General features: G+C 61.3%; 22 protein-coding genes and 1 pseudogene. 9 read left to right on the top strand and 14 right to left on the bottom strand.

The annotated features are described in order from the left end of the window. Positions 1-2 precede the first annotated feature (2 nt). Positions 3-608, bottom strand: a complete 606-nt coding sequence (locus ABVQ20_RS10495; RefSeq protein ID WP_354459427.1) for a hypothetical protein — start codon at positions 606-608, stop codon at positions 3-5. Positions 609-1,017: 409 nt separating this feature from the next. After that, entirely contained in the window at positions 1,018-1,467 is a 450-nt protein-coding gene (locus ABVQ20_RS10490; RefSeq protein ID WP_354459426.1) for a MarR family winged helix-turn-helix transcriptional regulator, read from the bottom strand. A gap of 136 nt (positions 1,468-1,603) precedes the next feature. Here ABVQ20_RS10490 and hmgA point away from each other — a divergent pair, with 136 nt between their 5' ends. From hmgA to ABVQ20_RS10470, 4 genes and pseudogenes are all read left to right on the top strand, one after another. After that, positions 1,604-2,917 (top strand): homogentisate 1,2-dioxygenase, encoded by a 1,314-nt coding sequence (hmgA, locus tag ABVQ20_RS10485; RefSeq protein WP_354459425.1) that lies wholly within the window; start codon positions 1,604-1,606, stop codon positions 2,915-2,917. A 62-nt stretch (positions 2,918-2,979) separates the two neighbouring features. After that, positions 2,980-3,147, top strand: a pseudogene (locus ABVQ20_RS10480) (MBL fold metallo-hydrolase); the annotation flags it as partial. Beyond that, the gene (locus tag ABVQ20_RS10475; protein WP_354459424.1) at positions 3,144-4,157 is read left to right on the top strand and encodes a fumarylacetoacetate hydrolase family protein; all 1,014 of its coding nucleotides are present in this window, start codon (positions 3,144-3,146) and stop codon (positions 4,155-4,157) included. The pseudogene ABVQ20_RS10480 and the gene ABVQ20_RS10475, both read left to right, overlap by 4 nt. A 21-nt stretch (positions 4,158-4,178) precedes the next feature. Beyond that, the gene (locus ABVQ20_RS10470; RefSeq protein ID WP_354462154.1) at positions 4,179-4,715 is read left to right on the top strand and encodes a DinB family protein; all 537 of its coding nucleotides are present in this window, start codon (positions 4,179-4,181) and stop codon (positions 4,713-4,715) included. A gap of 18 nt (positions 4,716-4,733) precedes the next feature. Here the strand turns inward: ABVQ20_RS10470 and ABVQ20_RS10465 are convergent, their stop codons facing one another. The 3 genes from ABVQ20_RS10465 to hppD all read right to left on the bottom strand — a co-directional run bounded on the left by ABVQ20_RS10465 (position 4,734) and on the right by hppD (position 6,519). Next, positions 4,734-5,111, bottom strand: coding sequence for a type II toxin-antitoxin system VapC family toxin (locus tag ABVQ20_RS10465; RefSeq protein ID WP_354459423.1), 378 nt, complete (start codon positions 5,109-5,111; stop codon positions 4,734-4,736). Next, positions 5,108-5,332: a type II toxin-antitoxin system Phd/YefM family antitoxin gene (locus ABVQ20_RS10460; RefSeq protein WP_354459422.1), complete on the bottom strand. Its 225-nt coding sequence runs from the start codon at positions 5,330-5,332 to the stop codon at positions 5,108-5,110. Before ABVQ20_RS10460 ends, ABVQ20_RS10465 begins: the two co-directional genes overlap by 4 nt. A gap of 71 nt (positions 5,333-5,403) precedes the next feature. Continuing rightward, entirely contained in the window at positions 5,404-6,519 is a 1,116-nt protein-coding gene (hppD, locus tag ABVQ20_RS10455; protein WP_354459421.1) for a 4-hydroxyphenylpyruvate dioxygenase, read from the bottom strand. A 140-nt stretch (positions 6,520-6,659) separates the two neighbouring features. Here hppD and ABVQ20_RS10450 point away from each other — a divergent pair, with 140 nt between their 5' ends. Next, positions 6,660-7,127, top strand: coding sequence for an Lrp/AsnC family transcriptional regulator (locus ABVQ20_RS10450; protein ID WP_227348075.1), 468 nt, complete (start codon positions 6,660-6,662; stop codon positions 7,125-7,127). Here ABVQ20_RS10450 and ABVQ20_RS10445 read toward each other — a convergent pair. The 7 genes from ABVQ20_RS10445 to aztA all read right to left on the bottom strand — a co-directional run bounded on the left by ABVQ20_RS10445 (position 7,124) and on the right by aztA (position 12,464). Then, positions 7,124-7,462: a protein tyrosine phosphatase family protein gene (locus ABVQ20_RS10445; RefSeq protein ID WP_354459420.1), complete on the bottom strand. Its 339-nt coding sequence runs from the start codon at positions 7,460-7,462 to the stop codon at positions 7,124-7,126. The two genes, ABVQ20_RS10450 and ABVQ20_RS10445, sit on opposite strands and share 4 nt — an antisense overlap. 67 nt (positions 7,463-7,529) lie before the next feature. Then, entirely contained in the window at positions 7,530-7,967 is a 438-nt protein-coding gene (locus ABVQ20_RS10440) for a DUF6691 family protein (protein WP_354459419.1), read from the bottom strand. Positions 7,968-7,971: 4 nt separating this feature from the next. Continuing rightward, positions 7,972-8,394: a YeeE/YedE family protein gene (locus tag ABVQ20_RS10435; RefSeq protein ID WP_354459418.1), complete on the bottom strand. Its 423-nt coding sequence runs from the start codon at positions 8,392-8,394 to the stop codon at positions 7,972-7,974. Between the two features lie 92 nt (positions 8,395-8,486). Then, the gene (gene zigA / locus ABVQ20_RS10430; RefSeq protein ID WP_354462153.1) at positions 8,487-9,680 is read right to left on the bottom strand and encodes a zinc metallochaperone GTPase ZigA; all 1,194 of its coding nucleotides are present in this window, start codon (positions 9,678-9,680) and stop codon (positions 8,487-8,489) included. Positions 9,681-9,799: 119 nt separating this feature from the next. Beyond that, complete coding sequence (aztC, locus tag ABVQ20_RS10425) at positions 9,800-10,741, bottom strand: zinc ABC transporter substrate-binding protein AztC (RefSeq protein WP_354459417.1); 942 nt, start codon at positions 10,739-10,741, stop codon at positions 9,800-9,802. Between the two features lie 32 nt (positions 10,742-10,773). Further along, positions 10,774-11,649 carry a zinc ABC transporter permease AztB gene (gene aztB / locus ABVQ20_RS10420; RefSeq protein ID WP_354462152.1) on the bottom strand — a complete coding sequence of 292 codons (876 nt, stop codon included), beginning with the start codon at positions 11,647-11,649 and terminating at the stop codon, positions 10,774-10,776. Continuing rightward, positions 11,649-12,464 (bottom strand): zinc ABC transporter ATP-binding protein AztA, encoded by an 816-nt coding sequence (gene aztA / locus ABVQ20_RS10415; protein ID WP_354459416.1) that lies wholly within the window; start codon positions 12,462-12,464, stop codon positions 11,649-11,651. Before aztA ends, aztB begins: the two co-directional genes overlap by 1 nt. A gap of 219 nt (positions 12,465-12,683) precedes the next feature. On the opposite strand from aztA, the gene ABVQ20_RS10410 reads away from it, so the two are divergent. Beyond that, positions 12,684-13,028 (top strand): RidA family protein, encoded by a 345-nt coding sequence (locus ABVQ20_RS10410; RefSeq protein ID WP_354459415.1) that lies wholly within the window; start codon positions 12,684-12,686, stop codon positions 13,026-13,028. Positions 13,029-13,137: 109 nt separating this feature from the next. Here ABVQ20_RS10410 and hutC read toward each other — a convergent pair whose 3' ends face one another. Beyond that, positions 13,138-13,878 carry a histidine utilization transcriptional repressor HutC gene (hutC, locus tag ABVQ20_RS10405; RefSeq protein WP_354459414.1) on the bottom strand — a complete coding sequence of 247 codons (741 nt, stop codon included), beginning with the start codon at positions 13,876-13,878 and terminating at the stop codon, positions 13,138-13,140. Continuing rightward, on the bottom strand, positions 13,875-15,227 hold the full coding sequence (locus ABVQ20_RS10400; protein WP_354459413.1) for a formimidoylglutamate deiminase: 1,353 nt from the start codon (positions 15,225-15,227) through the stop codon (positions 13,875-13,877). Before ABVQ20_RS10400 ends, hutC begins: the two co-directional genes overlap by 4 nt. Before the next feature lie 100 nt (positions 15,228-15,327). Between ABVQ20_RS10400 and hutI the strand changes: the two genes are divergently transcribed. The 3 genes from hutI to hutG are packed head-to-tail and all read left to right on the top strand — an operon-like array spanning position 15,328 to position 18,919. Next, on the top strand, positions 15,328-16,563 hold the full coding sequence (hutI, locus tag ABVQ20_RS10395; protein WP_354459412.1) for an imidazolonepropionase: 1,236 nt from the start codon (positions 15,328-15,330) through the stop codon (positions 16,561-16,563). Beyond that, positions 16,560-18,101, top strand: a complete 1,542-nt coding sequence (gene hutH, locus ABVQ20_RS10390) for a histidine ammonia-lyase (protein WP_354459411.1) — start codon at positions 16,560-16,562, stop codon at positions 18,099-18,101. Before hutI ends, hutH begins: the two co-directional genes overlap by 4 nt. Then, positions 18,101-18,919: an N-formylglutamate deformylase gene (gene hutG, locus ABVQ20_RS10385; protein ID WP_354459410.1), complete on the top strand. Its 819-nt coding sequence runs from the start codon at positions 18,101-18,103 to the stop codon at positions 18,917-18,919. The genes hutH and hutG overlap by 1 nt, the downstream gene beginning before the upstream one ends. The last annotated feature ends 4 nt before the right edge of the window (positions 18,920-18,923 follow it).

Genomic DNA, 18,923 nt, shown 5'->3' with positions numbered 1-18,923 from the left:
CTTTAGCCTTTTGGCTTCTTGATTGGTGTAGAAGGATCAGTACCACCGCCGCCAGAAGCGTCTTGCGTGGGTTGATTTGCAGGCTTTGGGGTTGCTCCAACGCCGGCGGCTTGGGACGCTGGCACCTTCATAAGATCGCTTTGGAACGCGAGTGGCTTGAGACCGATTAGGTTGCCACTTTCATCAAAAACGATATCGTAAACTTGTACTCGCCCGCTATCGCTGGTGGGAGTTGTCCCTCCGAATGCGCTTCCAAGGGAATGACCCGTTTCAACCGCCTTCTGGATGGTCTGAACCAGTGCGATCGCGACTTCAGTTGAGTCCTGATTGCTGGTTAAACTGGCAATCATTCCACTCTGCATGTCCAATTTGAAATCATGCTTCGCTAAAAAACTCCCAAACCGAAGGGCGTATGTTTTGTTTGGATTCGGAACAAGAAGAACTGACACTTGGGTGCCAGAAATTACTAATAGAGGCTTAACTGTAGGGATTGGTATTCCATCAATTATTTGTCCAGGACGGACAGGAGTCGCAGAAACATATGCGCACCCCGACAAAGCCGCGCAGAAAGCAAAGAAAAATATTGATCTAGTTGCAATTATTTCCATGGATCGGCCCCCCAATCAACATATCTTATTATGTATCGATTATTTAGATTCTCAAAATACTATGTGAATCACGTTTTTGTGATGGACGCTGGAGTCTTTTGTCTTGGCGAAAGATTGCGCCTCGCAGCTCGGAGCTGCGGTCAGCTTCCTAGTCAACACCAGCGGCAATTGGAAAATCATGATAAAATAGGCTGCGCGACCTTCGCAGACGGCTGCTGCGACGACTGGTGCCGAAGAGCATCCGCAGAGAGGTCGGTTGGTTCGCCGATAGATCGTCAAACGAAACGAGGATGTATCAGGCATCGAGATTCTGCCGGAAACTCCGGATCGGCGAGCCAATATTTTCTTAGTTCAGCTGCTGCCTGCGTGCTTGTTGCCGGTTTCTATTTTGTTAGGATTTTTGGCAATGTCAGGTGTTGTCGGTGTTCATTGTCACTCTAGTCTCGATCGCGGCCAGCCCATTTTCGATCGCAGCGAGCTCACTTACACTCAGTTTCGCCAGCAATTCCCGCTCGAAGGCTTTCGCCAGTGGCACCATTTCGCGATAGGCGGCAAGCCCCGCTTTGGTAAGCGCCAGGTGCTCGACACGGCGGTCGTTCTCGTCGGGCGTCCGCGTCAGCCAGCGCCGACGTTCAAGTTCGGCGACGGCGCGCGACACCTTGGTCTTGTGCATCGCCGACTGTTCGCCAATTTCGGTCGCGGTCATCGTGCCACGCTGTCCCAACCCGGAAAGGGTGCGCCATTCCGGCCGCGTCAGGCCATGGCTGTCCTTGTATATCCGGGAGAATTCCTGGCTGACGGCATCGGCGAGGCGATAGAGCCGGTACGGCAGGAAGCTTTCGAGCTCCAGGATTTCCATGGCCAAACATCCGGACATCGCAGATTGATAGTTACATTTTTGATGGTTACAGATGAAACCAATTTGGTCAAGCCGGAGAACTGCCTCATAGTGGGCGTGAACGGCTTCTCGGGATCATTTCGCGAGGGAGGAAGCGATGGCCTTTTCCTACATGCCGGGTTTCGGCAACGACTTCGAAACCGAGACACTGCCCGGCTCGCTACCGCAGGGGCGGAACTCGCCGCAGCGGCCGGCCTACGGCCTCTATGCCGAGCAGCTTTCGGGTTCGCCCTTTACCGCCCCGCGCGGCACCAATGAGCGCTCCTGGCTCTATCGCATCAGGCCGAGCGTAAAGCACACCGGCCGATTCAAGCCGGCTAATTATCCGTTGTGGAAGAGCGCACCCAATGTCGGCGACCACGAACTGGCGCTTGGCCAATATCGGTGGAACCCCGTGCCGATGCCGAAGGAGCCCACCGATTTCGTCGCCGGCATGCGCTCGATCACCACCGCCGGCGATGTGCTGGGGCAGACCGGCATGGCGGCTCATGTCTATGTCGCCAACAGTTCGATGGTCGATGACCATTTCTTCAATGCTGATGGCGAGTTGCTGGTGGTGCCGCAGGTCGGCGCCTTGCGCTTCGTCACCGAAATGGGTGTCATCGAGCTCAGGCCCGGCGAGATCGCCGTGCTGCCGCGCGGTCTCGTCTTCAAGGTCGAACTGGTCGACAAGGAAGTGCGTGGCTATGTCTGCGAGAACTACGGTGCCAAGCTGACACTCCCAGATCGCGGCCCGATCGGCGCCAATTGTCTCGCCAACCCGCGCGATTTCAAGACGCCTTGTGCCTGGTTCGAGGAAAAGGAAATGCCATGCCGGCTGACGGTGAAATGGTGCGGAAATTTCCATGTCACCGAGATCGGCCATTCGCCGCTCGACGTTGTCGCCTGGCACGGTAACTACGCGCCTTACAAATATGATCTGGCGACCTTTTCGCCGGTCGGCGCCATCCTGTTCGACCATCCCGATCCGTCGATCTTCACCGTGCTGACCGCGCCGAGCGGCGAGGAGGGCACCGCCAACATCGACTTTGTCATCTTCCCACCGCGCTGGCTGGTGGCCGAAGATACGTTCCGGCCGCCCTGGTATCATCGCAACATCATGAGCGAGTTCATGGGCCTGATTCACGGCCAGTACGACGCCAAGGAAGAAGGTTTTGTGCCCGGCGGCATGAGCCTGCACAATCTGATGCTGGCCCATGGGCCGGATGCGCCTGGCTTCGAAAAGGCCTCTCGCGCCGATCTGAAGCCGGTCAAGCTCGACAACACCATGGCCTTCATGTTCGAAACCCGCTTTCCGCAGATGCTGACCCGCTACGGCGCCGAACTGGAAACCAGGCAGGACAGTTACATCGACTGCTGGGCAGACCTGAAGAAGCGTTTCAATGGCTCGCCCGAGGGCGACTGGTCTTGAGCGCCGCGTCAGTGCCGGATCGGTTGGTGCTTCTCGGCTCGAGGGCGGCCCCGCGCTACGGCCGAGCGGTGCTCAATCGCCTCATTCGGGCTGATGATCCCGCAATTGGTGAGGCTGACCGGACCGCCGCCGTCCGGAAAAAATGGGCCGGCGACTTGACGATCGCCTGTGACGGCCTTGTTGTGACGTTAAGCAGCGAGAAGGCTGCACAAGGAGAGGAAACCGCATGAAGCTTGCCACATTGAAGGACGGGACACGCGACGGAAAACTCGTCGTAGTCTCGCGCGACTTGACGCAGTACACCGACGCCTCGTTCCTGGCGCGCACGCTGCAGGCAGCGCTCGATCACTGGCAGCGCATCTCGCCGCATCTCGCGACAATAGCGGAATCGCTGGAAAACAATGCGATGCCATCGGCCCGCTTTCACGAGCATGATGCGCACTCGCCGCTGCCACGCGCCTATCAATGGGCTGACGGATCGGCCTATGTGAACCATGTCGAACTGGTGCGGAAGGCGCGCGGTGTCGAGATGCCGGCGAGCTTCTGGACCGATCCGCTGATCTATCAGGGCGGGTCCGATAGTTTTATTGCGCCGCGCGATCCCATCCGCATGGCTGACGAGGCTTTCGGCATCGACATGGAAGCGGAAGTGACCGTTATCGTCGACGATGTGCCGATGGGCGCCAGCCTCGATGATGCCCGCGCTGCGATCCGGCTGGTCATGCTGGTCAATGACGTGACGCTGCGTGCGCTCACCGGGCCGGAGCTCGCCAAGGGTTTTGGCTTCTTCCAGTCGAAACCGTCTTCTGCCTTTTCGCCGGTAGCGGTGACGCCCGATGAGCTGGGCGACGCCTGGGACGGCGGCAAGGTCAGCCTGCCGCTGCTCGTCGATCTCAACTGCAAACCGTTCGGTCGCGCCAATGCCGGCGTCGACATGACCTTCGATTTTCCGGCGCTTATCGTCCATGCCGCCAGGACAAGGCCGCTGGCCGCTGGCACCATCATCGGCTCCGGCACCGTCTCCAACAAGCTCGATGGCGGGCCGGGCAAGCCGGTTTCGGCAGGCGGCGCCGGTTACTCCTGCATCGCCGAACTGCGCATGATCGAGACCATTGTGTCAGGCGAACCCAAAACGCCGTTCCTGCGCTTCGGTGACACGGTGCGCATCGAGATGAAGGACAGGGCCGGACATTCGATCTTCGGTGCCATCGAGCAGACGGTCGAGAAGTACGCCAGATAGGGATAGCAGGGGGGCTTGAGTGTGAACCTTCTCGATCATCTCCGCCGCATGGCCGGCAACAATCTCTGGTCGAACGACCGGCTCTATCGCGCCGTTCTGTCCCTGCAGCCTGATGAATTCGAGGCCAAGCGCACCAGCTTCTTCCCGTCGATCAAGGCGACGCTCAACCACATACTGGCGGTGGATCTTCTCTATCTCGATTTTATCGAGGAGGGCGGCATTGGGGCCGCCGCTCATGATGATTTCGTGCCCTTCGACGAGCCCCATGCACTGTTTGCCGCACAGGTCGCTGCCGACGGGCGGCTGATCGCCTTCTGTGAAGGCCTGTCAGAGGCTGATCTCGACCGCCGCGTCATCACCGACCGGCGTGAGGACGGCATGATCCCCGAACGCATAGGTGATATCCTCGCCCATGTCTTCCTGCACGACATCCACCATCGTGGACAGGTCCACGCCATGTTGTCCGGTACCTCTGTCGCGCCGCCGCAACTCGACGAGTTCCTGCTCGACTATGACCTTAAGCTCAGGAGAGCCGAGATCGAGCGATTGAGGTTATGAAACCAGCGGATTTGCCAATCACGCCAAAGCAACGTCGTAACGGGTGAAATGCGGGTCGGATGTAAGGATGGTCAGGTTCTCCACCTGTGCCTGCGCAATCAGCAGTCTGTCGAACGGATCACCATGGTGGCGGGGTAGGCCGCCAACGGCGTTCGCATGCTGGAAGGTCACTGTGAGCGGCTGAAATTGCATCCTTGGAAGCAGCGTCGTCAGATCGTCCGGCGCGTCGAGCTTTCCTATCGAACGTTTGATGGCAATTTCCCAACCACTTACCGCGCTCGCGAACACCACCGCATCCGAAGCAAGGATAGCGCGGTGCTGCTCGCTGAGACGTCGATCATCTGCAATCGACCAGAGGATGATATGGGTGTCAGCGAGAAACGGGCCGACCGTCATTTCACATACTCGTCCCATTCGGGACCGAGTTCGTCAAAATCGTCCGCAATCCAGATCTTGCCCTTCAACGCGCCGATACGCGGCAGGGGGTCGGCCACTGCCGGCGGTACGATACGTGCGGCCACCTTGCCGTGGCGTGTAAGCACGATCTCCTCACCCGCCTCTGCGCGGCTGACGAGTTCCGACAATTTGGCCTTGGCCTCGGCGATAGAAACATTCATCGGGCTCGATCCTTTATGACTACAATTTAGGTCATAATTGATCGAGCCACAAGATGTCCGGTTCCGGCTGTCTACGCCGCCTTGCCGTCCACTTTGATCACGCCGCGCTTGATCTGGTCCTGCTCGATCGATTCGAACAGCGCGCGGAAATTGCCTTCGCCAAAGCCTTCGTCGCCCTTGCGCTGGATGAATTCGAAGAAGATCGGACCGATCACGGTTTTCGAGAAAATCTGGAGCAGAATCTTGGTCATGCCGCCGTCGACCACGCCTTCGCCGTCGATGAGGATGCCGTGCTTCTTCATCCGTTCGATCGGCTCATCATGGCCGTTCACGCGGGTATAGGACATATCGTAATAGGTTTCGGGCGGGCCCGGCATGAATTTCAGCCCGTTGTCGGCGAGCTTGTCGGTGGCGGCGTAGATCTCGTCGGTGCCGACCGCAATGTGCTGGATGCCTTCGCCATTGTACTTCTTCAGATATTCGGCGATCTGGCTGGTCTCGTCCTTGGACTCATTGAGCGGTATGCGGATCTTGCCGCAGGGCGAGGTGATGGCGCGGCTGACCAGCCCGGTGATCTTGCCATCGATGTCGAAGAAATGGATCTGCTTGAAGCCGAAGAGGTTGCGGTAGAAGTCCCACCATTTGTCCATCTGGCCGCGATAGACGTTGTGGGTCAGGTGGTCGAGAAAATAAAAACCGACGCCTTGTGGCCGTGGGTCGCGTGCACCCAGCCATTCGAATTCGGCGTCATAAGCCGAGCCTTTCTTGCCATAGGCGTCGATGAAATAGAGCAGCGAACCGCCGATGCCGACTATGGCCGGAACGTCGAGCGCCTTGTCGTCGCCTTCATAGGGCGTGGCGCCCTTCGAGACGGCATGATCGAAAGCGTGCTTGGCATCAACCACCCGCCAGGCCATCGAGGCAGCACACGGTCCGTGCTTGTCGGCGAACTTCATCGCATGCGAGCCAGGCTCGGCATTGACGACATAGTTGATGTCGCCTTGGCGCCAGACGGTGATGTTCCTGGTGCGGTGCTTGGCCACCGCGACATAGCCCATCCGGGTGAACAACTCGGCGAGTTTTTCCGGCTCCGCATGCGCGAACTCGACGAATTCGAAACCGTCGGTGCCAGCCGGATTGGCTGCGCTGATTTTTGCGGGCGGGGCGTCGTGCGGGAAGGGACCCATGGCTTTCCTCCAAAACGTGAGGTGGCCGCATCGGACCACACATGGCGCAATCATAGCGCGGACCGGCTGCACGGTGCTTGCATTCAAACGCTTGAAATGATCAAGCTATGCGTGAGTTGTGCACATATGGAGAGAAATCCATGGATGAGACGCGCATTGATCAGTTTGACCGCAAGATAATGTCGCTTCTGCAGGGCGATGCGCGGCTGACCAACAACGACCTGTCGGAGCGCGTGAACCTGTCGGCGTCACAATGTTCACGCCGTCGCCAGCGGCTGGAGGAGGACGGCTATATCAAGGGCTATCGGGCGGTCCTCGACCGCGACAAGCTCGGCTTCTCGCTGGTCAACGTCATCTCGGTGACGCTTGCCACCCATAACCGCGACAATGCAAGGCGCTTTGGCGAGCTGGTGGCACGGCTCCCCGAGGTGCAGGAAGCACACGCGCTGACCGGCGAGATGGACTACATCTTGAAGGTGGTGACGCCCGATCTCAAATCACTGTCCGAGTTCGTCAACGGCGTGCTCCTGCCGCACGAATCCGTGCAGCATGTGAAGACCGCGATCGTGCTGGAGACGCTGAAGGAAACCGGGGCGCTGCCGATCTAACCTTTTGATTGCTGTATTGCCACGAACAGATTGGTGCAGCGCGCGCCGGAACGGCAATAGGCGAACACCGGACCGTCGAGTTCGTCGAGCGCCTCGGCCTGATCCTCGACGTTCTCCGCCGTCATCTGACCGCTGATGACGGGTATGTAGCGGAAGGCAAGGCCCGCGGCGGCGACTGCTGCCTTGATGGTGTCGGCCAAAGGTTGGCCGGGCTGCTCGTCATCCGGTCGGTTGCAGATGACGCTCTTGAAGCCGGCGGCCTTGATGGCGGCAACGTCTTCCGGCTGGATCTGGCCCGAGACCGAATAGTCCTCGCTGATCTGACGATATTCCATGGCGGTGTCCTCGCAATCTGATTTGGCGGGAGTCTTGCCACTCCCTGACGCGCCCGGCAACTAATTCCTATGCCTCGGCCGGTTGCACGAGTCGTGCCCGAGCGAAACGCGCCACGACGATGCCAGCGATGACCGCCGCGACGAAGACCGGTGTCGCCGAATAGCCGAGGCCAAGGGCGGGAATTGCCGCGCCTGGACAGAAGCCGGCAATTCCCCAGCCGATACCGAAGATGGCAGCGCCGCCGATCAGTTCCTTGTCTATGGCGCGCCTGGTCGGCAGCGCGAAGTCGGTTTCAAATACAGGCGCCTTGCGCCGGCCGAGCACCAGGCGGTAGCCGATGAAGGCGACGGCTAGGCCGCCGCCCATCACGAAGATCAGGCTCGGATCCCAGGTTCCGGCGACATCGAAGAAATTCAGTACTTTTGCCGGATTGATCATGCCGGAAACAGCGATGCCGAGACCGAAGATACCACCGATCAGGAATGCCGAAATGAGCTTGTGCATAGCCTCAGCCTCCGATCACGTGACGGACGACAAAGACGGTGGCGAAGGCTGTCACCATGAAGGTCGCGACGGCGACGATCGAGCGCGGCGACAGGCGGGCAATGCCGCAAATACCGTGCCCGCTCGGGCAGCCACCACCGAAATGCACGCCGATGCCGACGAGAAAACCGCCGACGACCAGTGCGAGCGTCGGGACCGGCACGCTGAAGGCGATTTGCCCGCCAGCGGCGAGATACAGAAGTGGCGCCAGGACAGCGCCGGCAAGAAAGGCGGCTCGCCACCGCCATTCCGGCGAAAGCGGCGGAATGACTCCGGTCAATATGCCGGTCATGCCGGCGATACGGCCATGCAACGCCATCAGCAGAACCGCCGAAAGGCCGATGAGGGCGCCACCAAGCAGGGACTGGAGAGGCGTGAAGTCTGTCATGGCAATACCGGCTTTCGAATGCGTCGGTTGTCTCTGTCCGAGCAGATAGAATTTCCATTGCGCAGATAGAGATTTCTGACAACAAATCCAACTCAGCCTTTCCAACTCGGAAACGGATCGGCCATCCCGCGCCAGAGTTCGGGCCGGAACTCGTCGGCATCGACCAGGCAATCGTCCAGTTCGGCGCGGATGCGGGCTTCGTCCATTGGCTCGCAGCCGATGAAAACCATCTCTTGGCGCCGGTCACCCCAGATGGGGTCGAGATAAGGCTCCATGCTGCCCCGCCATTCGGCATGGTCAGGCCACTGGTTCCGGGGCACCGAGGCCCACCATAGGCCGCGCTTCTCGGTCCTGACCAGCGCACCAGCCTGGCTCAACTCGCCGACATGCTGCGGGCGGGTCGCCAGCCAGAAGAAGCCCTTGGCGCGCACAACGCCCGGCCATGCGCGATCGATGAAGGCCTGGAATTTTGCCGGCTCGAACGGTTTTCGCGCCTGGTAGACGAATGACCGGATGCCGTACTCCGCGGTTTCGGGAATGTGGTCGCGAAATCCGTTGAGTTCCTTGAACCAGAGCGGGTTCTGCTGTGCCTTATTGAAGTCGAAGCGGCCGGTGGCCAGCACCTTGTCCAGCGGCACCTTGCCGAAATCGGTCTCCACGATCTCCGCATCCGGATTGAGTGCCCGCACGATCAGGCGGGCCATGTCGACCTGATGCGGGCTAGCCACGCCGATCTTGTTCAGGACCACGATGTCAGCGAATTCGATCTGCTCGACCAGGAGGTCGACCAGGGCACGCTTGTCCTGCTCGCCGAGTGACTGGCCACGCTGGGCGAGGAAATCCAGGGAGGAATAGTCCTTGAGCAGGTTGAGCGCATCGACCACGGTCACCATCGTGTCGAGGCGGGCGACATCGGAAAGGCTGTCGCCGTTCTCGTCGCGGAAATCGAAGGTTGCAGCGACGGGCAGCGGCTCGGAAATGCCGGTGGATTCGATCAGCAGATAGTCGAAGCGGCCTTGTTCGGCGAGCGCGCGAACCTCCTTCAGCAAATCGTCGCGCAGCGTGCAGCAGATGCAGCCATTCGACATTTCCACCAGCTTCTCGTCGGTGCGTGACAGGTCGGCGCCATCGCGCACCAGATCGGCATCGATGTTGATCTCGCTCATATCGTTGACGATAACGGCGACGCGGCGGCCTTCGCGGTTCGACAGTATGTGGTTGAGAAGCGTGGTCTTGCCGGCGCCGAGAAAGCCGGAAAGCACGGTGACGGGAAGGCGGTTGGTCAGGGATGCTTGAAGCATGATCGTGTCCGAGTTCAAGGCGACATTTATAATATGTTATTACATAACAAAAGCTGTTGACAAAAAAGGCGGAGTCTGGCCCCGCCTTTCCGTTGACGCTGGTCTCAGCTGCCCAGGATGGCGCCTTTGATCTGAGTGATGTTGTTGTGCATCATGTCGATATAGGTCGAGGCTGGGCCGTCGGGCTGCGACAGCGCGTCCGAATAGAGCGTGCCGCCTACCTTGATGCCGGTTTCGCTGGCGATCTGCTCGATCAGGCGCGGATTGGTGATGTTCTCGACGAAGATCGCCGCGGCCTTGTCCTGCTTCACCTGAGTAACAAGTTTGGCGACGTCGGCGGCGGATGGTTCGGAGTCTGTCGACACGCCTTGCGGAGCGAGGAAGGTCAGGCCGTATGCGTGTTCGAAATAGCCGAACGCGTCATGCGAGGTGATGACCACGCGCTTGGCCTCCGGGATCGAGGCGATCGCCGCCTTCACTTCGCCTTCGACCGCGTCGAGTCTCTTCGAGTAGGCGGCGGCATTGGTCTGGTAGCTGATGCAGCCGTCGGAATCGGCGGCGCAGAAGGCGTCGGCAATGTTCTTCACATAGATCTTGGCGTTGGCGATCGACTGGAAGGCATGCGGATCGATAACTGCCTTGCCGCCATTAGTGTCGGCGCCCTCAGCCGCATCGGCGTCGGCGAATTCCGGTTTGAAATTGATCGGCGTCACGCCATTGGTCAGGGTTATGATTGACGCCTTGGTGGCGCTGGCGTCGACCAGGCGCTGCAGGAAGCCTTCGAAATGCAGCCCGTTGACCAGCACCACATCCGCCCCGGCCATCGCCACGGCGTCCGCCGGACTTGGCTCATAGACATGGGCGTCGCCATCGGGCCCGACAATGGTTGTCACCTTGATCCGGTCGCCGCCGACGTTCCTGGCAAAATCCGCGATGACGGTGAAGCTGGCAACCACTTTCAGGGGAGCTGCGAACGCCGACGAAGTGCTGATGGCGGTTAATGTTATAACGCTCATCGCCAGGGCGGTGCGGATCGATTTCAGCATGGACAAGTCTCCTTGTAGAGGGCCGTTGGGTGTCAGGCCGTTCTGTGGCGGTGATGGATGATGCGGGCGCGCAGGATGCCCCGCGTACCGAACAGGATCGAGGCGAAATAGACGACGCCCGCGGACAGGATGATGGCAGGTCCGGAAGGTAGCGAGGCGTGATAGGACAGGAGCAGTCCGGCAATGCAGGATGCAAAGCCGATCACAACGGCCAGCATGCACATCGGCTCGACACGCGTGGTCCAGAAGCGGGCCGCTGCGGCAGGCAGCATCATCAGCCCAACCGACAGCAGGGTGCCTAGCGCCTGGAAGCCGCCGACGAGATTGAGCACGACAAGGCCGAGGAAGATGAAATGCACCGGACTGCCAAGCCGGCTGACCGAGCGCAGGAACAGCGGGTCGAGGCATTCGGCGACCAGTGCCCGCCAGAAGATGCCAAGGCTGACCAGCGTGACCACGACGATGCCGCCGATCAGCACCAGCGCTTCATTGTTGAGCGCCAGAACCGTGCCGAACAGGACATGCATGAGATCGACGCTGGAGCCGCGGATCGACACCATGAGCACGCCGATGGCCAGCGAAATCAGATAGAAAGCCGCCATCGAGGCGTCCTCGCGCTGGATGGTGAAGCGCGAGACCGCACCCGCGCCCAGCGCCACGATGACGCCGACGATCAGGCCGCCAATGGTCATCGGCAGGATTTCCAGCCCATAGAACAGGAAGCCGGCGGCGGCACCCGGCAGGATGGCGTGCGCCATCGCATCGCCCGACAGGCTCATGCGCCGCAGCATCAGGAAGACGCCTATGGGGCAAGCGCCCAGCGACAGCATCAACGAACCGAAAAGCGCCCGCTGCATGAAGCCGAAATCGGCGAAGGGGGCGATGAAAAGGCCGTACAGGCTGTCCATCATCCCGCTCTCGGACCGAAGCTGTGATGATGGTCGTGCCCATGATCATGCGGGTGGTCGTGATCGTGATCATGATCATGGCCGGCAGGTTCGCACCAGGGCGCGTTTTCTTCCCAGGCTTCATGAAAACGGCGCGCGCGCAGCAGGTTTTCCGGCCGCAATGTTTCCCGCGTCTCGCCCCAGGCGACCGGCTGGCGGGCGAGCAGCAACGTTTCGGGAAAGTTCTCACGCACCAGTTCCAGATCGTGGACGACGACCATGATGGTGCGCTCCTCGCCATGCCAGCGCTTGATCAGCGCGATCAGGTCGCCGACCGTCTTGGCGTCGACCGCATTGAACGGCTCGTCGAGCAGGATGAGGTCTGCATCCTGCAACAGCACACGGGCAAACAGCGTGCGCTGCAACTGGCCGCCCGACAGCGTGTCGATCGGGCGCTTTTCGAAGCCGCCAAGGCCGACCGCCATCAGTGCCTTGCTGACGGAATCGCGATCCTCGGCCGTATAGCGGCCGAGCAATCCGCGCTTCGGCCATAGGCCAAGCGAAACCAGGTCGACGACGCGAGCGGGAAAGGAACGATCGAGTTCGGATTGCTGCGGCAGATAGGCGGCGCGCACGCCGGGCGCCCGTGTCACCGTGCCGGCCATCGGCTTTAGGACGCCGACGATCCCCTTCATCAAGGTCGACTTGCCGGACCCGTTGGCACCGACGACGGCGGTCAACGAACCCTTGCGGATTGTGCCATCAAGATGATGAATTGCCGGATGGCTGTTGTAGCCGAGTGTCAGGTCGCGGAAGGTCAGGCAGGTGTTTGTCATTCCGCGATCCGTGAGGGAAGGGTGGCTACCGGCAGTGCTCGTTTGGATATGTGATGTTATTACATTAGTCAACAAGCCAATCCGGCGGAATTGCGGCGCCATGGTCAATTTGCCGTGTGGTTTTTGTGCCCGTGGCTCAAGGGGTTTCCCTCCCTCGGTCTTGCCCGAAACGAACCGCCCCCCTAAAGAGGCGCTACCGACACAAGAAGGAAACATTCAATGAGCATTCGTCGCATCGATGTTGGCCCGCGCATGAGCCAGATCGTCATCCACGGCAACACCGTCTATCTCGCCGGCCAGGTCGGAACGCCCGGCGCAAGCGTTGGCGAGCAGACCAAGTCGATCCTGGCGTCCATCGACGAATTGCTGGCCAAGGCTGGCACCGACAAGACCAAGATCCTGCAGGCGATCATCTGGCTGGCCGACATGGGCACGTTCGCCGAGATGAACAAGGAATGGGACAAGTGGGTGCCGCAGGGCAACACGCCGGCTCGCGCAACCGGCGAAGCCAAGCTTGCCGGCCCGGAATACACCGTCGAGATCATCATCACCGCCGCGATCTGAGCCGGCGCCGTTCAAGCGCCGCGCCTTTTGGGCGCGCTGCACCTGTTATTCTTGACTATGCTGAAGCCCCGAAAGCCGGTCCTGGTTTTTGGGGCTTTTGCTTGGGTGGCTAGCTCTGCGACGGCGTGAACCGGGCCACCAGCGTGTGGCTCCCGGCCGCATAGGTAAAGCGGACATGGGTGACAGGATGGTCGGCGCCCCATGTCCGGCGTTCCACCACCAGGCAGGGCGCGCCGGCCTGGATGTCCAGTGCTGCCGCAATCTGCTTGTCGGCGGCGTCGGCCCGGATGCGGTGTTCGGCAGCGCTCCACGGCACGCAGCCGATCAGCCACGGACCGGGCGATGTGTTGAGAAACTCCTCATCGCCCGCCTCGGGGACCGCAGCCAGATTGATCAGCCGCTGTTCGTGGGCGAACGGTCTTTTGCCGGCAAAATGTCGGCACTCCAGCGCCAACACCGGTCCTGCGGCGTCCAGTTCCAGCAATTCTCGATCCTCTGCGGTGCTGCGCCGCTTCTGCCGGGCCAGGCGCTCATAGCGATAGGGCAGGCCGAGCGCTTCGACCTCTATCTTGATGTCGTGAATCTCAAGGATCGCAGCTTGCGATTGCGGCCGCCGCACAAAACTTCCGGAGCGGCGGCGGCGCTCGATCAAGCCGGCCTTGGCCAGTTGCGAGAGCGCCTTGTTCACCGTCATGCGCGAGCAGCCATACTGTTCGGTCAGTTCATGCTCGAACGGAATGCGGTGACCCGGCGCCCAGGCGCCGGAGAGGATCTTCTCGCTGATGTCGGACAGGATGCGCTGGTGCAGCGAACCGCCGCCTTCCGCATCGACTGTGCCGGTTGTGCTCATGCCGAAAGCGCCATCATCACATTGCGAAAGCGTTCGGCGATGGCTTCGCGTTTCGCATGCCTGCCGCCGCTGACCTGTTTTCTGCCATGCACCCAGGCGCAATCCACCTTGCTGCCATTGGCGAAGATCCAGGCGTCAAGGATCGCATCACCACGCTTGCCGGCAAGCGAGGGATGGTCAGCCTGGAGTGAGACGACGTCGGCTGGAGCGCCAACGGCGATCTGTGAGGCGCCAGCGCCGAGAGCGACACTGCCGCCGTCGAGCGCGGCATCGAACAGCGCACGGCCGGTCGAGCCGCCGGCCACCGCCAGCACGTTGCGGGCGCGGTGGGCCAGGCGCTGCGAATATTCGAGCTGGCGCAATTCATCGGGCAATCCGATGAGCACGTTGGAATCGGAGCCGACACCGAAACGGCCGCCATTTTGCATGAACAGGGGCGCGGCGAAGGTGCCGTCGCCGAGATTGGCTTCGGTGATCGGGCAAAGGCCGGCGATGGCGCCGCTCTTCGCCATGCCAATGGTTTCGGCCCCGGTCATATGCGTGGCATGGATCAGGCACCAGCGCTCGTCGACCTTGGCATGGCCAAGCAGAAATTCGACCGGCCGCGCGCCGGACCAGGCAAGGCAGTCCTCGACTTCTTTTACCTGCTCGGCGATGTGGATGTGGATTGGTCCATCGGGCGCCATTGCCGCTACCAGGGCAAGTTCTTCCGGCGTCGCGGCGCGCAGGCTGTGTGGGGCGACACCAACGACAGCTTGATTCAAACTGCGAACGGATTCGCGGCTTTTCTCAACAAGGCGCGTGAACCGATTCACATCATTGATGAATCGGCGCTGGCCTTCATTGGGCGCTGCGCCACCGAAAGACGAATGCGCATAGAAGACCGGTAGCAGTGTCAGGCCGATGCCTGTATCGCCAGCCGCCGCGGCGATGCGCTCGGCCATTTCGGCGATGTTGGCGTAAGGCTGACCGTCTCGGTCGTGGTGGAGATAATGGAATTCGCCGACGCGCGAAAACCCGGCTTCCAGCATCTCGACATAGAGCTGGGCCGCGACCGCTTCGACCTGATCGGGGGTCATCGACAGCGCGAAGCGATACATCACCTCGCGCCAGCTCCAGAAGCTGTCGGCGGAGGGGCCGCGAAGCTCGGCAAGGCCGGCCATGCCGCGCTGAAACGCATGGCTGTGCAGGTTCGGCATGCCGGGCACGAGGATCGCATGACGCTCGTCGCCGGGCAGGGCGCTGGCCGCGGTTTCGACCGCCGTGATGCGGTCGCCGGTGAACGCGATCCGCACATCGGCATGCCAGCCGTCGGGCAGGAGGGCCTGTTCCGCAAAGATCGATGTCACGTTTTTCTCCCCGATTCCCTGTTTATCATGTGATGATAGGACTTGCAGTGCGTTTCAATATGTATATACATAATCGCGACCGATTGAAACGGAAAAGATCATGGCTGGAGAGAGCAAAAGTCGGGCAGGAGAGGTTCGCCTCTGGCGCAATGCGCGCCTGGCAACCATGGCCGAAGGCGCATCCGGGCTTGGCATCGTTGAAAAGGGCGCGATCGCCGTGCGCGATGGCCTGATCGTCTATGCCGGCGCCGAAGCCGATATGCCTTCAGTGCTCAGACAGGGTGTGGAGACGGTTGATTGCGAGGGCCGCTGGATCACGCCCGGCCTGATCGACTGCCACACCCATCTTGTCCATGCCGGCAACCGTGCAAATGAATTCGAGATGCGGCTGGCCGGCGCGACTTATGAGGAGGTCGCACGGGCCGGTGGCGGCATCGTCTCGTCGGTCAAGGCGTTGCGTTCTGCCAGCGAAGGTGATCTCGTCGCCCAGTCGCTGCCGCGTCTCGATGCCCTGATGGCCGAAGGCGTCACCACCGTTGAGATCAAGTCTGGCTACGGCCTCGATCTGGAAAACGAGAAGAAATCACTTCGTGCCGCGCGCCAGCTGGGCGAGCAACGTCCGGTCACGGTCCGCACGACCTTTCTTGGCGCTCACGCGCTGCCGCCTGAAGCAAAGGGCGACAAGGATGCTTTTATCGAGATGGTCGCCAATACGATTCTGCCGGCCGTCGCCGCCGAAGGACTTGCCGATGCAGTCGACGGCTTTTGTGAAGGCATCGCCTTTTCGCCGGAGCAGATGGCTGTCGTATTCGACGCGGCCAAGGCGGCCGGCCTTCCGGTGAAACTTCACGCCGATCAGCTATCCAATTTGCATGGCGCCGAACTTGCCGCCCGCTATGGCGCGCTGTCGGCTGATCATCTCGAATACACCGATGAGGCGGGTGCAGCGGCAATGGCCAAGGCCGGAACCGTAGCGACGATCCTGCCGGGCGCCTACTATTTCATTCGCGAGACGAAAAAGCCGCCGATCGAACTGTTTCGCCGGCATGGCGTCAGCATGGCTGTGGCGACCGACAACAATCCCGGCACCTCGCCGCTGACCTCGCTGTTGCTGACCATGAATATGGCGGCGACGCTGTTTGGCCTCACCGTCGATGAATGCCTTGCCGGCGTCACCCGCGAAGCCGCGCGCGCGCTGGGCCTACTTGCGCAAACCGGCACGCTCGAGGCCGGAAAATTGGCTGACCTTGCGATCTGGGACATCGAACGTCCCGCTGAACTCGTTTACCGCATGGGCTTCAACCCGCTCCATGCCCGCATCTGGAGAGGACAATGACCGAACTGACGCTAAAGCCCGGTAACGCCACGCTGGCCGACTGGCGCGCAATCTATCGCAGTGCCGTGCCGAAACTGGACGATGCCTGCCGGCCAAAGATCAAGGCGAGCGCCGAGGCTGTCGCGCGGATCGTCGCCAAGGGTGAGCCGGTCTATGGCATCAACACCGGCTTCGGCAAACTGGCCAGTGTCCGCATCCCCGCCGAGGATCTCGAAACCCTGCAACGCAACATCGTGCTGTCGCATGCCGCCGGCGTCGGCGAGCCCATGCCGGTCGCCATCGCTCGCCTGATGATGGCGCTGAAGCTTGCCAGCCTGGCGCAGGGCGCCTCCGGGGTCCGCCCGCAGACCATCGAATTGCTCGAAGCGATGCTGGCCAATGACGTCATCCCGGTCGTCCCGGCACAAGGCTCCGTCGGCGCTTCCGGCGACCTTGCCCCGCTGTCGCACATGACGGCGGTGATGATCGGTGTCGGCGAATGCTTTACCCCGCACGGCCGCGTGCCGGCCAAGGTCGCCTTTGTCTCGCATGGGCTGGAGCCGGTGACTTTGGGCGCCAAGGAAGGCCTGGCGCTGCTCAACGGCACGCAGTTCTCGACGGCCTACGCACTTGCCGCCTTGTTCGATGCCGAAGTGCTCTATCAGTCGGCGCTGGTTGCCGGCGCGCTGTCGACCGACGCCGCCAAGGGGTCGGATGCGCCTTTCGATCCGCGCATCCATGCGCTGAGAAAGCATCGCGGCCAGATCGAGACGGCGGATGCCCTGCGCAATCTGATGGCCGGCAGCGCCATTCGTGAATCGCACCGGGTTGGCGACGAGCGCGTGCAGGATCCCTATTGCCTGCGCTGCCAGCCGCAGGTCATGGGCGCGGCACTCACCGTCCTGCGTCAGGCGGCCGACACGCTCGGCACCGAAGCCAATGGCGTCACCGACAATCCGCTGATCTTCGCCGAGGATGATACTGCACTGTCCGGCGGCAATTTCCACGCCGAGCCGGTGGCCTTCGCGGCCGACATGATCGCGCTCGCCGTCTGCGAGATCGGCTCTCTGTCGGAACGTCGCATCGCCATGCTGGTTGACCCCGCGTTGTCGGGCATGCCGGCCTTCCTGACGCCGAAGCCCGGTTTGAACTCCGGCTTCATGATCCCTCAAGTGACAGCGGCGGCACTGGTTTCGGAGAACAAGCAGAAAGCCTATCCGGCTAGCGTGGATTCGATCCCCACCTCTGCCAACCAGGAAGACCACGTCTCGATGGCCGCGCACGGCGCGCGCCGCCTGATCGGCATGGTCGAGAACGCGACGGCCGTCATCGGCATCGAACTGCTGGCTGCCGCGCAAGGCTGCGATTTCCATCTGCCTCTGGCTTCGAGTGCGGCACTTGAAGCGGTGCGCAAGCTGGTCAGGGCCGAGGTGCCACATCTCGACAATGACCGCCATTTCCATCCTGACATGGAAAAGGCCATTGCCATGGTCCGCAGCGGCGCGACCATAAAGGCGGCGGGTGCTGTGGCGCTGCCGTCGATTTCGGGAGCCGCGTGATGGCAAGCACGCCCTGGCTCACGGTGACCCGCGGCACGGCGCCCTTGCTTGTGTCGATCCCGCACACTGGCATCGACCTCGCCGGGCTTGAGAATCGGCTGGTGTCGCCGTGGCTGGGCCGTCGCGACTGCGACTGGTGGATCGACCAACTCTATGATTTCGCAGGCGACCTTGGTGCGACCGTGGTGCACACCGCGATCTCGCGCACCGTCATCGACGTCAACCGCGATCCATCCGGTGCCTCGCTCTATCCAGGCCAGGCGACGACTGGCCTTTGTCCGACCGAGACCTTCGACGGTGATCCACTCTACCGGGAGGGCGAGGAACCTGGACCGTCGGAGGTCGACGAACGCCGCGAAAAATTCTTCGTGCCTTATCACACGGCCCTGCAAGCCGAGATCGACAGGCTGCGCGCCCTGCACGGCAAGATCGTCGTCTACGACTGCCACTCGATCCGCTCGGTGCTGCCGCGCCTGTTCGAAGGCACGCTGCCGGTCTTCAATCTCGGCACCAATGACGGCAAGAGCGCCGATCCCGTGCTGCAGGCAACGGTCGGCCAGATCATGGCCGAAACCGGCGAAGCCTTTGTCATCAACGGCCGCTTCAAGGGCGGCTGGATCACGCGCCATTTCGGCCAGCCGCAGAACGGTGTCCACGCGCTGCAGATGGAACTGTCCAACCGCGGCTATATGCGCGAGCCGGAAGGCAAGGGTACGCCCGACAACTGGCCGGTGCCTTATGACGCCGAGTTTGCTGCGCCGATCCGCGTGACGCTCGAGAAAATTCTGAAGACCGCAATTGCCTGGGCGCAAAGCTAATATC

Source organism: Mesorhizobium shangrilense (assembly GCF_040537815.1).
Taxonomy (GTDB): Bacteria; Pseudomonadota; Alphaproteobacteria; order Rhizobiales; family Rhizobiaceae; genus Mesorhizobium; species Mesorhizobium shangrilense.
Note: the sequence above shows the minus strand (reverse complement) of the source record. Positions and strands in the feature narration are given on the sequence as shown.